The sequence below is a fragment of the Bacillus sp. X1(2014) genome, from assembly GCF_007678255.1.
Map to the genome: position 1 here is coordinate 162538 of NZ_VEED01000002.1, position 14199 is coordinate 176736.

General features: G+C 37.7%; 15 protein-coding genes. 3 read left to right on the plus strand and 12 right to left on the minus strand.

From position 1 onward, the window contains the following. Position 1 precedes the first annotated feature (1 nt). Positions 2 to 547 carry an HAD family hydrolase gene (locus FS608_RS04735; protein ID WP_186328608.1) on the minus strand — a complete coding sequence of 182 codons (546 nt, stop codon included), beginning with the start codon at positions 545 to 547 and terminating at the stop codon, positions 2 to 4. A 340-nt stretch (positions 548 to 887) separates the two neighbouring features. Beyond that, entirely contained in the window at positions 888 to 1805 is a 918-nt protein-coding gene (locus FS608_RS04740; protein WP_144548120.1) for a cation diffusion facilitator family transporter, read from the minus strand. Positions 1806 to 2071: 266 nt separating this feature from the next. On the opposite strand from FS608_RS04740, the gene FS608_RS04745 reads away from it, so the two are divergent. Next, positions 2072 to 2326: a DUF2533 family protein gene (locus tag FS608_RS04745; protein WP_144548121.1), complete on the plus strand. Its 255-nt coding sequence runs from the start codon at positions 2072 to 2074 to the stop codon at positions 2324 to 2326. Positions 2327 to 2373: 47 nt separating this feature from the next. Here the strand turns inward: FS608_RS04745 and FS608_RS04750 are convergent, their stop codons facing one another. From FS608_RS04750 to FS608_RS04765, 4 genes are all read right to left on the minus strand, one after another. Further along, a complete protein-coding gene (locus FS608_RS04750) occupies positions 2374 to 2868 on the minus strand; it encodes an endolytic transglycosylase MltG (RefSeq protein ID WP_144548122.1) in 495 nt (164 codons plus the stop codon). Continuing rightward, the gene (locus FS608_RS04755) at positions 2858 to 3241 is read right to left on the minus strand and encodes a hypothetical protein (protein ID WP_260871574.1); all 384 of its coding nucleotides are present in this window, start codon (positions 3239 to 3241) and stop codon (positions 2858 to 2860) included. Before FS608_RS04755 ends, FS608_RS04750 begins: the two co-directional genes overlap by 11 nt. Positions 3242 to 3475: 234 nt before the next feature. Beyond that, positions 3476 to 4336: a YbhB/YbcL family Raf kinase inhibitor-like protein gene (locus tag FS608_RS04760; protein ID WP_144548123.1), complete on the minus strand. Its 861-nt coding sequence runs from the start codon at positions 4334 to 4336 to the stop codon at positions 3476 to 3478. A 68-nt stretch (positions 4337 to 4404) separates the two neighbouring features. Beyond that, positions 4405 to 5208, minus strand: a complete 804-nt coding sequence (locus FS608_RS04765) for an RDD family protein (protein ID WP_144548124.1) — start codon at positions 5206 to 5208, stop codon at positions 4405 to 4407. Positions 5209 to 5317: 109 nt separating this feature from the next. Between FS608_RS04765 and FS608_RS04770 the strand changes: the two genes are divergently transcribed. Continuing rightward, positions 5318 to 6292 (plus strand): stage II sporulation protein M, encoded by a 975-nt coding sequence (locus FS608_RS04770; RefSeq protein ID WP_144548125.1) that lies wholly within the window; start codon positions 5318 to 5320, stop codon positions 6290 to 6292. On the opposite strand, the gene FS608_RS04775 is transcribed toward FS608_RS04770, so the two are convergent. Genes FS608_RS04775 through FS608_RS04795 form a run of 5 tightly spaced genes read right to left on the minus strand, consistent with a single transcriptional unit; the run spans position 6270 to position 11203 of the window. Continuing rightward, on the minus strand, positions 6270 to 7628 hold the full coding sequence (locus tag FS608_RS04775) for a DUF58 domain-containing protein (protein ID WP_260871575.1): 1359 nt from the start codon (positions 7626 to 7628) through the stop codon (positions 6270 to 6272). The two genes, FS608_RS04770 and FS608_RS04775, sit on opposite strands and share 23 nt — an antisense overlap. Further along, positions 7579 to 8508 carry an AAA family ATPase gene (locus FS608_RS04780; protein WP_144548126.1) on the minus strand — a complete coding sequence of 310 codons (930 nt, stop codon included), beginning with the start codon at positions 8506 to 8508 and terminating at the stop codon, positions 7579 to 7581. The genes FS608_RS04775 and FS608_RS04780 overlap by 50 nt, the downstream gene beginning before the upstream one ends. Then, positions 8505 to 9626, minus strand: a complete 1122-nt coding sequence (locus FS608_RS04785; protein ID WP_186328646.1) for a DUF4350 domain-containing protein — start codon at positions 9624 to 9626, stop codon at positions 8505 to 8507. Before FS608_RS04785 ends, FS608_RS04780 begins: the two co-directional genes overlap by 4 nt. Further along, positions 9626 to 10261: a DUF4129 domain-containing protein gene (locus tag FS608_RS04790; RefSeq protein ID WP_144548128.1), complete on the minus strand. Its 636-nt coding sequence runs from the start codon at positions 10259 to 10261 to the stop codon at positions 9626 to 9628. Before FS608_RS04790 ends, FS608_RS04785 begins: the two co-directional genes overlap by 1 nt. 27 nt (positions 10262 to 10288) lie before the next feature. After that, positions 10289 to 11203: a hypothetical protein gene (locus FS608_RS04795; RefSeq protein WP_144548129.1), complete on the minus strand. Its 915-nt coding sequence runs from the start codon at positions 11201 to 11203 to the stop codon at positions 10289 to 10291. Positions 11204 to 11435: 232 nt separating this feature from the next. On the opposite strand from FS608_RS04795, the gene FS608_RS04800 reads away from it, so the two are divergent. Beyond that, positions 11436 to 12956 (plus strand): glycosyltransferase family 2 protein, encoded by a 1521-nt coding sequence (locus FS608_RS04800; protein ID WP_144548130.1) that lies wholly within the window; start codon positions 11436 to 11438, stop codon positions 12954 to 12956. A gap of 35 nt (positions 12957 to 12991) precedes the next feature. On the opposite strand, the gene FS608_RS04805 is transcribed toward FS608_RS04800, so the two are convergent. After that, positions 12992 to 14194 (minus strand): CapA family protein, encoded by a 1203-nt coding sequence (locus FS608_RS04805; RefSeq protein ID WP_144548131.1) that lies wholly within the window; start codon positions 14192 to 14194, stop codon positions 12992 to 12994. Positions 14195 to 14199 lie beyond the last annotated feature (5 nt).

Genomic DNA, 14199 nt, shown 5'->3' on the forward strand with positions numbered 1-14199 from the left:
TTCAGACGTGTTTCTGTTCAGGATCCAGTCCTAATATTAAGAATTTTTGTATCGTGATTTCTTTATCATTGATTATATCTTCAAAATTTTCAAATAAGATATGTCCGTATTCCCAAGGAGGTGTCGTGAACATTTTATGGTGTTTATTCTCGAAGTATTCTTCTGGTATGCGTCCTGAAGATAAAACTTTTTCATATCGTTCGTTCCAATTTTTAAGTCCAAACGTTCCTTTATTAGTAGAGAAATTATAGGGCATAAATTCCTTCTCGATTTCAAAGACAATTTTTTTGCTTTGAGCTTGAGCCAAAGATGTTAACTCAATTAATTCCCCATCAGCAAACAAAGCTGTTCCGTTATTCCCTCCAACGGGACAGTCTAAGTCGTATTTAGCCAATTCTGCATGAATCGATTTCAGTGGTCGTCCAGATAATGCCATAACGATATGTCCTTGTTGTTGAGCTGATTTAATAGCACGGATGTTTTCTTTACTAATTTCTTTTTTTGAATTTAGTGTTGTACCGTCCAAATCAAGTGCAATTAGTTTCATGAGCAATTCCTCTCCTCTGCAAAAAATTAACATGACTATCTATACGGTAAAAAAAGAAAAACCTAAACCACTAAAATTTTAAGACGTGAAAAAGTCAAATTTTAGCGATTTAGGTTTTGCCTGAATAAACAGTAACAATCCATTTTAGGTTTTGCCTGTATACCAGTAACAATCCTGTATCATAATTCATTATTTCTATTCTACTTATAATTATATATAGAAATTAGATGCTTACAATTGTTAAATGTCCTCGATTTGTTCATTATTAAACAAATTAACGAATTTTGTTTATTATCTTTATAATTTTTGGTAGCCTTGTTAAATTTTTTGCATCACTTTATCAAATGTCTTTCGCTACAAAATGATTACAACGATTATGTTCATATTGGTCCAAATCGGCATTAACACTTTCCACTTGAATGGTTGCATGTTCCAAATTAAAAGTATCATGTAATTCTCTTAATGCATTCTTTAAAATCGAGTCATGATTATGTTCTGATATCACCAAATGACAACTAATCGAGGGGAAATTTGATGTGATGCTCCATACATGAAAATCATGCATACTTACCACACCTGGAATTTGAAGTAATGTTTCTCGCACTTTTTCAACATCTAAGTTCGCTGGTCTACCTTCCATCAGCATGTGAATGGCATCGTTGGTTATCCCAATCCCACTTTTTAAAATTAATAAGGAAACAATTAAACTAGTGATTGGATCGGCTAAGGTCCAGCCAAAATACATGATCAGTAAGGAAGCAATAATTGCACTAACAGAACCAAGTAAATCTCCAATTACATGTAAAAAGGCAGCTCTCATATTAATGTTTTCACTAGTTTCGGATTGATGCATAATCCAAGCAACAAATATGTTAACCATCGCGCCTATACTAGATATCAAAAGCATACCCGAACCAGAAATTACTTGAGGTTCACTAAAACGGTGAAACGATTCCCACATGATTAAAATAGAAATAACAATTAACAGAACCCCATTAAATAAAGCTGATAAAATTTCCAAGCGCTGATAACCAAAAGTCTTACTCTCGCTCACTGCCCTTCTTCCTAGAATAAGAGCTAGTAATCCCACTCCCAAGGAAATGGAATCACTTAACATATGCCCAGCATCAGAAAGTAGAGCTAGACTATTGGTCAATGTCCCTCCAATGTACTCTAAAACCATAAAAACGGTAATAATGAGAAAAGCGATCATTAATGCTTTTTTATTTTGATTGTGATGAGTGTGATTGTGCCCCATAGTACCTCCTTTGCCATGGATAAAATATAATTTATAAAGTTTGTTTGGATAAAATTTTTACTCTAATCTATCATTCAATCTAATAAGAAAATATATTCGACTGAATCTAGTATTATACTTATAAATTTCTAGATTATTTGTGTTTAAAAACTGCCATTCGTATATTACAGCTGCAGGGCATTTCTATCTATTATAATTAATACATCCATCTCTTCCACATTTAATTATGGTATGATTGTATAAGTATATATTTAGGGAGTGATATCATGAGTGTACATAAAGATTTAATTAAACATGCGGCAAATCAGCATGAAACCTATCAACAATTCTTAGAGCTCGATCAACAACGTGAGCAATATATTGAAGAGGCGATTGAGTTATGTAAAAAAGGCCTGCCTTTTTCAACTGATAAAATAAATGCAGTAACAAATAGTATAAATAAAATAAACCTGCGCTTTATCCCGACACGAGAACTCGTTACGGGAGAAATGGTTCAAGAATTTGTGAAAAAAAGCAAATAATATAAAAAGACGGACAGTATCTAGTCATACTGTCCGTCTTTGTTTAATTAATTTTTAAAAATGGTTGCGATAATTTGATCGTAAGTCATTTCTGTATCAACCACGAAAGTACCTGGGCGTAAGTTTTTTTCGACACCCTTCTTCTCGACATCTTTTGAGAATTTAAAGTCATCAGGTACGATTTTGGCTTTTTCAAGCATTTTGCCGACATCGATGCTCGTCATCCCTTGTGTAACGGTAATAACTGATCTGTAGGCAATTTTTTGGGAACCATTAGTGGCGGTGGAAGCGGTGGAAGCGGCTTTTTTTGCTGCTTCAAGCGTCTTATCATATTCTGCCTGTGGTTGAACAACATACCCAGCAGCTAGAAGTTTGTCTTTCATTTCAGTTTCTGTTGGTTGAGCAACTGTTTTTTGCTCGGTTTTGGTTGGTTTGGCAGCTGCTTTTGTGACTACAGGGTCTTCAGTAAAGTAAACAGCACCACAAATGGACGAAGCTAGAAGAATTCCGGCCGCAAAGCTGCTCACTACATTAAATCTCATGGGCTAATTTGCTCCTTTCATCCTTTGCTGCCAGATACGGAGCAAGAAATTGTTGAATTTCACTCTCTGAAACTTGTTTTTTCTGTGCAATGGTCTCAATTGAATATTTTCTTTTATATAAATCTAGTACTTCACGTTTGAAAATAATTTCTTCTGGAGTCATTTGAAGGCCTGCTTCCTTTGTGACCACTTCAATATCTAGTTCAAGATTTCGAATTTGCTCCTGTACGTTATTGATATCTTTCATTACAGCAACATGAACCAAGTCAATTTCTTTTTGTTTTTGTTTTTCTGCTTTACGATTCGATGCCATTGAAGCGATTAGCAACACAGCAGATATTGCAATCAACAGAATTATTATCCATTCCATCATATTAGTTTCCTCCTTATTAACACACAGCAATCCACAATTACCTATTATACATCGTAAAGTTAAATTTTTCGACTAAAACCGACTAAATGAGACGCAAGTCGGATGGATTTTACAAATCGAACCTTTAATTCTATATAATTACTAATGGGGCCCTGGTATTAATAGAGACATTTATGAAAAAATAATAAAAAAGCAATGCTTATACAAATGCATTGCTTTTCCTTACGAATATTTTTAACTTCGAAAAAAACTTACGAATGTCCCACTAGCAATCGTGTGTAACTCCAATAAAGGCGCTATGTCCTCATGAAAAACCACTTGATGTGGAATTTCAATCGTTTCAATATCTAGTGCATAGACGGTAACTTGGTAAGCATGATCTCCTGTCAATTCAGCTGGTTGCATCCCATAATATGGTTTTATCTGCTGATGATCTGATAAACTAGCCGATGCATTTTCTGCTAATTCTGATGACTCAACATTAATATTAATTACTGCCCAATGGACCCAGTATTCAGGCCGAACATGAGCATCATAAATGATAACAGCAAATGATTTAGTGTTAGCTGGGGCACCTGTCCAGTTAATTGGCATGCTGATATTTTTACCGCCCACACTATGCTGGACAAATTTATGAGGAATATTTCCCCAATCTTCAAACGCAGGTGAAGTAACTTTAAAATCATTTTCAGGCAAGGTCTCAATGGTCACAATCCCAGCCTCTGCCTCCCTGCCCAATTTAGCTTTTAATACGGTTAATACGAAACGAACACTAACAAAGATTTCTTTGTTTTCAAAAATAATCTCATGGTCTAAAGGAAGAACGGTAGAATCATGGTCATTGAATGCCACTTGAGTTTCTCCAACTGCCACTTCGAATGAAAAATCTTGGGACCGAACAGTTGCTACTGTGTTCGCATCATTAATTTTTACCATTGCCCCGCAGCTTTCAAACACTTCTTTTAATGGAACCAATAACTTTGTGTTTATATTGATTGCCTTTGTCGTCATGTTTTTCCCATTCACTTTTAATGAAACAGGGGGCATCCTCTTTAAGTCATCTCCAGCAGTATGTTCAATTGCCTCTTCTCTCATTTCAAACACCTCATCAATTTACGTTCCATCCTGTTATGATTCCATTTCCATTCTTTTACTATTCGTACTCACAGTTCAAACTCCCAATCATCAAGAAGGACTAAATAAAGCACAAGAAGATTGTTTTCCAACTCCTCAGTCGTTTTCCCTGAGGGGTCCAGTCCGATTTTCGGAAATAATATCACAGCGATTTGTTCCGTTAGTTGATTTCTTTCGTCTAATGGGATTTGCAGAAAACGACCTGCATATGTTTTGACAAGTTTCCAATCCTTCATTCCTAATGATTTCAGTGTCCATTCATCAAGAATAAGATCATCCCTTGAAAGTCCTCTGTTGTCGAGTTCATTTTCTAAAGGTGACAGTTTCTTTTTCGGTTTTGCCTTGCGCTCATGGACGACAATCGTTCCAGCCACAAGGTCTCCAAGCCGTTTATGTTTCGAATGAAAAAAAATCATGATAATACCGAGAAAGTAAGCTGTTGGCAAGGAATCTATGATACGGATCAAATTCCGAATAAAGCTAGATAGCAATGTGATGCTGTGACCATTCTCTTGAATGACCCGGATGCCCATTAACTTTTTCCCAAGCGTTCTTCCGCCCGAGAAAAACTCATACGCAAAAAAGTAACCCCCATTTACGATAAACAGTGCAATAATTGTTATCGCAATAGGCAGTGAATTCCCGATGAAAATAAATTCCATTTTAGACAAGCCATCTAAAACGAAAAAAAGGACAATCAAAGACAAAATATTAAACGCCGTTAAAAGCAACTGGTCGATGATAAAGGCAGCCGACCTGCTGCCTAAACCAGCAATCTGAAACTGAATGGAAACAAATTCAGGTGTTTTTATATCTAAATGATCTTCATTCATAAGTTTCCTCCATCACAAGATGATAATTTCTATTTCTATTTTTCTACAATATTACTATAATAAGGAGAATAAAGACTTATTTTCCTAGCCTCCAAAAGTAGGTGTCAGAATGAATGTTAAACAATTTGTTAAAATGCATCGAGAAGAATGGAAACAGCTAGAACAGTTAGTGACAACCATGAGTAAGCGCAGACTTGCCATTACTGGAGAACATATTACACAATACCATCGACTCTATCAAAAAGCAGCCCAGAATCTCTCTTACAGTCAAACCTATTTTCCTCATGATGAAGTCACCAATTATTTGAACGGACTTGTGGCGAAATCACATAATCTTTTGTACAAAGACCAAGTCTCTAGCTTCAAGCAAATTCGTTATTTTTTTAGTCAAAAATTTATTGGTCTATTACTTGAACAATGGAAGTTTGTCATAGCTGCGATGATTTTATTTCTCATCGGCAGTTTTGGGAGCTTTGTATCCGTCATGAATGATCCATTACATATCTATTCGATTCTCCCCGCGGAAATTGCCAAAGGTGTTGACCCGGACCAACTCGGGAAGGGCCATGAAGCGGTAGACTCCTCCCTCATGTCGGCAAGCATCATGACAAATAATATTAAAGTCGCCATCTTTGCTTTTGCAGGGGGGATCACCTTTGGGCTCGTTACAACTTACTTAATGGTCTACAATGGCATCATTATAGGTGCACTTGCTGCATTGTTTTGGCATCACGGAAAATCGTATGATTTTTGGGCGTACATCGTTCCCCATGGAATGATCGAACTTACAGCCATTTTTATTGCTGGCGGGGCTGGACTTTTGATGGGCTATAAGCTGTTTGTGCCAGGACAATATTCTCGAAGTTTCCAATTAAAGCAGCATGCAAAAAGATCCGTTCAACTATTGCTCGGTACAATTCCTTTGTTTATCATAGCGGGGATCATAGAAGGCTTCATTACCCCAGCTGCAATTTCATTAGAAGCAAAATACATTGTTGCTTTCCTAACCGTGATTGGACTCATCCTTTATGTAGTTATAGGCAAGCTACAACTCAGCAAAGCTATAAAAGATTCTGATTCATAATATCGATATACTGAGAAACGGCAGTAATCGCTAATTTCTCTTCACGGGCCTCGATCATAACGAGGCCTTGCTTTTCCCATTTTTTCTTTTCCCTTTTCTTAAACAAAAATTGCTGCTGCGCAATACTTTTTTGCATCGCCGCTTGGACCGTATTCGGCTCCTCTTTCACTCTTTTTAAAAGTGTCTGATCTTCAATTCCAATCATTAAAAATAAATGTCGTTGTCGAAGTCGTTTTAAGAGGATTAGACCACTTTCCTCGTGGAGGAAGGTCCGTACATCACTAAATAATAACAGCAGACTCCGTTTCTTTTGCACCGTTTCTAGGTACTGCAACACAGTTCCATAATTTGACTCAGCTGCATCTACGTCTACTGAGTAGATTGCTTGGAGAATGGTCTGCAGGTGCGCCATTCCCTTGGCAGGCGGTACAAAGACTTTTATATCCTTTGAAAAGGCGAGGACCGACACATAATCCCCCTTTTGGAGGGCTGCAGCTGTCACAGTCAAAGCGGCTTCTAACGCTTTTTCTAATCGATTTCCCTGCGACAATTCTGCCCCCATCATTCTTCCACAATCAATTAAAATGGTAATATACTTTCCATGCTCTGGTTCATACTCATTCGTCATCACTTCGCGGAGTTTAGCGGTTTGACGCCAGTTGATTTTCCGTGGATCATCTCCCACCACATAACTTCTAATCTTGGAAAAATCACCAACCCCGCTCCGCTGCCTCCGGATCTTTAACCCTTCGTACACCAAATATTTCTGAGCATTTTCTAAATACTGTTTAGTTTCAGTTAAATCCGGAATAACTTTAACTTCATCCTGTAATTTAACGGTCAGTTGCTTTTCCCACAATCCCAGCAAACTCGTAAAACGAAAATAAAACTTATTCAACTCGTACTTTCCTCTCACCATCGCAGTGGTATCATAGGAAATCCTCACTACAGTTTCCTTTGGAATCGAGCCCATGATTGGAAATGGCCTTTTAAAGGTCTTTGGCAAGTCATCCACCAGTCGGTATGAGAAAGGATAGGTAGAAGCATTCTGAACCTCAATCGTTACTGGATAAGTCAGTCCTCTTTCAAATTCCGCAGAAATGGTCCGTTTAAAGGAAAGATGTTTTTTAGAAGGGGACAAAAACAGGTCCAACAAACTGGCCATAAATAATATAAGATTGGCGGCAATGACCGTGCTCCATGATATTCCCCAAATAGTACTAATCCCTAAAAAAATTGAAAGTATGAGGTACCCCATTAATAATCGTTTAGTTGGTAAAACTCCTCTATCTTGGAACAGGAACCGAGCCCACCAGCTCTTCAATAATTTGGTCAACGGTTGCTCCCTCCAATTCTACATGCGGCGATAACTGAATACGATGGCGTAAGGCTGGCTTGGCGACCATTTTGATATCGTCGGGAGTGACGTAATCCCTGCCTGAAAGATAAGCCCACGCTTGCGCTGCCTTGCCAATCGATATGCCAGCTCTCGTACTGGCCCCGAATCGGATCGCATCTGCTTCACGCGTTTTCCTGACAATCTTCATCATGTAATCTAAAACATTCTCGCTCACCGTGACTTTTTCAATGACTCTTCTAATACTTAAAAACTTGTCCATATCCAACATCACTGACATAGGCTTTTCGTCAAAACTGTTTTCGATTACTTGTTTGAGGATATTTTTCTCTTCCTCGAAGCTTGGAAATTCAATTCTAAGCTTGAAGAGGAAACGATCCTGCTGCGCTTCTGGAAGTGGGTAGGTCCCTTCAAATTCAATTGGGTTTTGGGTGGCGACCACAAAAAACATCTCGGGTAATGGATATGTTTCACCTTGAATTGTCACCTGCTTCTCTTCCATGGCTTCGAGCAGGGCAGCCTGTGTCTTTGCAGGGGTCCGGTTAATTTCATCGGCTAACAGGATATTGGTAAAAATCGGCCCCTTCAGCGTTTGAAAGGTGCTCTCCTTCATATTGTAAATCGTGCTTCCGGTGATATCACTTGGCAGTAAGTCTGGGGTGAACTGGATTCGGTTAAAGGTGCCCCCTAATAGATTGGCAAGTGTACGCACCATTTGTGTTTTTCCAGTGCCAGGCACCCCTTCTAATAGGACATGGCCACCAGCTAAAATAGCTGATAGTAATAGTTTAAGATTTAGACTTTGTCCTAAAATCCGCTCTTCATATTTATTTAAAAAGGATGTTAATTCTGTCTTCATTCTTCAACCTCTCTCCTTAATTGCTCGAGCCTTTTCGACCAAAATAAGTATTCCTGTTTTGTGATTGTTTCTTTTTCAAGAATGTGAACCAAACCTGTTAAAAAGGAATTGATTTCATTAGCAGACATTCGAGTCCATTTTTTCTCCATAAAACTCGACAAATCCTGCCATTCTCTATGATACGGAATCTGCCATCGTTCTTGGAGAAGAAGCTTGACATAATCTGCTTGGATGATGATTGATTCATGGTACCGTTTACCGCGGAGGTACCAGGCAGCTAATGCGTTCAATCCTTCATCACTAAATCGAACCGACTCTTCCCTTGGGACGAAAATGGGTCCGAATCGCTTTCCTTTCATCCAAAGCCATAAAATCATTAAAAGAATCATCTGGATAACAAGAACTAAAAACCACATCGGATATACATTCCAAACTGTAGGTGCATTCTCACCGCTATGAATGTATTCGTCAAACAGAATGGTGTTTGATTTTGATTCATTTAGTAGATACAGAAGCAGGGATAAATGATCTCTCTTTAATAGATTCCCATTCTTTATCCACTCTGGGGTAATACCAACAATTAATTGTCCTTTTCCAAAAGATCGTTTAACTGAAATCGGACCGGTCTGGTCAGAAAGCAGCACCTGATCTCCTTTTTTCGTCTGCAAACGGATAGTGGAATTAAATTGAGCACGATAGAATGTTCGGTCTTTCGTAAAAACCTTCTGCGATTCACTTGAATTTGTTCCACTCGTTTTGATATCAAACATCCCTTGTGGATTGGTTTGCAACAATAAAATGGTATTTCCGGCTTTCATATAATTAATGTACGCCTTCATCTCTTCCGTTTCAAAGCTAATAAATGGCTCGACCATAATAAGCAATTGGCGGTCTGATGTAGCAGACAGTAAATTTGGCGAATGTCTCCATATCTTTCCTTCATTTTCGTTCTTAACATATGTATAAAATGCTTTCACTCCACTTGGAGCAGGTGACTCAGTCACGTAATCTGGATAATACTTCGGCTTCGGTGTAGAACTGAAATAACTAAAGAGCAAAAATAAACCAAGCAGAATGACCAGGCCCATCCAGGTACGCAGGTTGGAAAGAGATTTCATCAACTATTCTCCTCCCTCAAATCGCCAAGTACCTTCCGTATCTCATGATGGAACTGTATATATTCCTCTTTCCCCACGGTGCGTTCTCCGTAGGTCACTTCTTCAAAAAGTTGTGCAAACTGAAAGAATTGTTCTGTCTTGAACTGATCTACTTTCCTAAGTTCATCATAATAGTCCCAATTGGTTTTCCAAATTCTAGCCTCAAGCAATCCTTTTTCATGAAAGGAAAGAAGCAATGCTAAAAACAAATGACGGGCGGAAGATGTATATTCTTCCAAACTCTCAAGCTTATCTGCTTCTTCAAGATGTCTTTGCGACGTCCAATTCATTTCTTTCCTCGATTGGAGCGGTTTTTGTTTGCGGAGGATTCGATTGCGTCTCGTATTTCTAATCACAAAAAAAGCAGCTAAAACAAGTAAGAAAACAATTAGTACTATGATCGCAATAAGAATGGTGCCTGACACCTTGCTCGCGGAATCGATGGCTGGAAACAATTTTTCCAGTTGCGTGGCAATCCATTCTTTTGCTTTATCCCACCATGTGGCAATTAATCCTTTTGATTCGTAATAAACTCGATATTCTTTTCCTTTTAATATTTCTTCAAGGTCACCACGTGCCTTGTCTGCATTAAACATATTCATCACCTAACATAATAGGTTTTTTTAAACCGTTTTGAATTCTTCTAGCATCTCTTTTAAATCGTCTGCATCATGTCGAGTTTTGGTATCCAGATACATAACCCCATAGCCTACAGAGAAAATCATTGTCGTGACTAAGGTGATGAGGTTTGTAATCAGTGTTAACAACACACTATTGCCCAAAACGATGCCAAAAGTCATTTGAACGCCAAAAGTAATACAAGATATAATTAAATAAAAGACGATATAAAGTCCCAGCAATACCCATGTACGCTTTCTCGTTAATCTCCAACTTCTTCCTAACCCAGGGGAAACTTTATCAAGGACAACAGATCCAAAATAAAAGCTCCAGCGAGTTAATAAAAGTCCTACAAGAATAGCAAAGCCGAGAAACAGGACGATTCCTAAAAGAATCCCTCCAATCGGATTTACGGTGGTCGCAACAACCACACCTGTGAATGCAATAATTGCGACGGGAAGAATGATAATCCCCAAACAAATCAATCCAAATAAAATACTGCTTCCGATGATTGGCCAAAATCGTGAAAAGGCTTCTTTAATCACCGAACCCACCGTATAATCTTCATTTCGACGTACATGATTGATGGTGAACAGAATGGCTGCCTCAGCAATAGGTGCCAAGATTGCACTTAGTATACCTATAATAATCAGACCAATGTCAGCACCCAAGCTGCTGGAATCGAATGTGCCTGACTCTTCAAAACTAGTAAGAATTTGCTCAAACCATTCCCCATCACTACCAACCTCTCTAAAAAAGCTTGTTCCAGAACTTAGTTGCAAGATCGCTTGGACCAAGTAAACAGGACCCATAAAGATCAGTAAAATCATAAAAAAGTCCTTAAAGCGATTTTTAGATAGTTGAAAGGTGTGGTCGAGTATTTCGCCAAATCCTTTTGGGGTAGAAAACTTATTTTCCAACGTTTAAATCCTCCTAGATAAAATTATGAATATGACCTATTTTATCATTATACAGATATTTGTAGTGTAAAAAGTTGTCAATGAACGTAAAATTTGGATAACTAACATTGGATGTGAATTATTTTTCGAATAAGATTCGATATTTTGTCCCAAAATAAATAATGGTTTGGAGTTTTTTACATAGTTATGAATGGAAGCACTAGAATAGACAGAAACCAAGAGGTGAAAAAACATGGGTTGGATATGGAATAAAAACGCAAAAGGATACTATATCGTTGATCAAAAATTAACCACAGAACAGAATCCTACCATGGTTTCTGTCGTTACCCCTGTTTATAATGCAGAAAAATCGCTAAGAAAAACCATCGATTCTGTGATTAATCAAACACTCGGTATGGATCAAATCGAATATATATTAATTGATGATTGTTCCACAGACTCCTCAAGAGAAATCCTATTAGAATACTCTGCAAAATACGCGAACATCATTGTTGTTTTCCTGAAAAAAAATTCTGGCACACCAGGCCATCCCCGTAATATCGGTATACAATTGGCACGATCTAATTATATTACTTTCCTAGATGCTGATGATTGGCTTGAACCCAACGGCTTGGAAGTATTATCGTCCATTTTGTCAGAAAGCGGTGATGATTATGCAGTTGGGAAAACTATACAGGTCACATCAAAAGGGATGTCCATAGTTGGTGAACATGAATCTTGTAAAGAAAGACGAAGTGAATCACCCTATTTGATTCCGCATATTTTCCATCATTTAGGACCACGAGCACGCATGATCAAAACAAACGTCATAAAAGACAATCAAATTTTATTTCCTGAAATGAAATTTGCGGAAGACAAGCAATTTTTTATAGATGTGTTAACCCACTGCCGGACAATTTCGACGACAGCACAACCTATTTATTATTTAAATCGGATGGATAACCAGGATTCGCGTCTAACCAATCAAACCAATATTATCCAAAAAACCAATTGTAATCTCCAAGTGATAAACCATATAATTAAGAAAGATTTAGATATTGAAAAACAGAAAATGGTTTTAAACCGTCTCTATGAATTTGATTCGATTACAAGATTCTTTCATACACCACATTTTCAAAAAACGAGGCTGAAACGCGTTTATTACTATAAGTTCAACCAAGTATTAAAAACAACAAAGAAATTAAATTATGAGTTTTCCGAGGAATTTTTCCAACCGATGAATAAGGTGGTTTATTACTTATTTCGCGATAGGAAATATAAAGACCTTGAGACTCTCTTTGCCTGGGAAAAACAGGAGAAAATAAAAGATGTCATTATCAAAGACAATCTCCCCTATGTGGTTGTTCCCTTCTTAGAGGACAAATATAAATATATCCGCATACCAATGCATTCCATACTTGATGAGGAATATATCGATAAGAATAAATATACCCTAAAATTTAAGGTGTTTGGCGATCATCTCAATACTCTCTCACATGGGCTAGTCCGGGATTCAAAAAACGCCCTGTTTGAATCTTCCCTTCCGGTAAGCGTAGATGATAGCGGTAATGGCATATTAGAATTGGATTTAGAGATATTAAGCCAACTGCCTGCTGCGAACTACTCCATTTTTTTACGTTTTAATGATTATTTGAAAATTAACATCCGCAAACCCACACCAGGCAAAAGCAACTATCACTATAAAAACCGACAGTTTACATTTTACGATACCATCTACTCAAACATCGGCTTAAAAATTTCATCTATAAAATAAAGGGACAGTGCGAACTGTCCCTTTCTAATGAATATTCAATTTTCCGATTTCACTACCTGAGCATTATTTTCATAAACTAGCCACTCAGAGCCTTTGATTTTGTTAGAGCCATCAATAATTTTTTGTTTAACTCTATTCTTTTCAGAACCGGTCAATAATGTCGGTTGATAATCATTTCTTGAAGAAACTGAAGAAATTGAAAATGGAACGACATTGATCTCTTTCATATCAGATAGAACTCCATTTTTCAAATGAAAGGTTTGCTGAAAAACAAAGGTATCCTTGTCACTTGGGTTTCTATTCCCTCCAAACATAAAGTTGCCGAGACTATATACAATAAATTTCCCTTTATATTCTTCGATCCCTTGAACCACATGTGGATGGTGACCAAGTATAAGGTCAGCACCACTGTCGATGGTAAATCGGGCCAACGACTGCTGCGAGCTGTCTGGGACATAATGGCGTTCACTGCCCCAATGATAATGAACGAGAATGATCTGAGCTCCTTGTGCTCGTAGCTCTTTAATATCATTCTCCACTTGACTGCGTATTTCTTGCGTATCCGACCAACCCTCATATCCTAGAGCGCCGATTTTTGTATATTTTACAGTTGTAATATATTTATGATCATACCCAAAGTAACCGATGTTCTGCTTTTCCAGTGATGCTATTGTATCCTGATAGCCTTTATCTAGGTAATCATGGATATGATTGTTGGCTAAATTAACAGCCTCAATCCCACCCAATTCTAGAATTTTCGCATAGGACGGATCCCCTTTAAAACGAAAAGTCTTCGCCGCTTTTTGAGTCGCATTTGTTAATGTTGTTTCTAGATTGACCGTTGTAAAATCATCATGAATAAAAATATTATCCAAGCCTTTGACAAAATACGGCAACCCATTGTCATCAGCTGCCTTGATAAACGAACTACTATAGTTAAACGATTCATCTGACCCAAGTGTAAAATCCCCGGCTGCGCTAATTTTAATCGTTGTTTCTTTCACAGGTTCAAGTTTTGTTTCTGGAATAACTTCTTGTTTTGTCTCTTGCTTTGGCTCCTCTATTTTTACCTTCTCATCCGCTTTTTCCTTCAGGTTGGAGATTTTCGAATCAGCATTCTCTTCCTTTATACTGCTATTCAAATAATAACCACCCGCAATCAGCAACAAGACAACAAGAATGAGGAATGGGAGAAACGATTTCTTCCTTCCTCGATATTTATCTCTTCTACTATTCATAATCC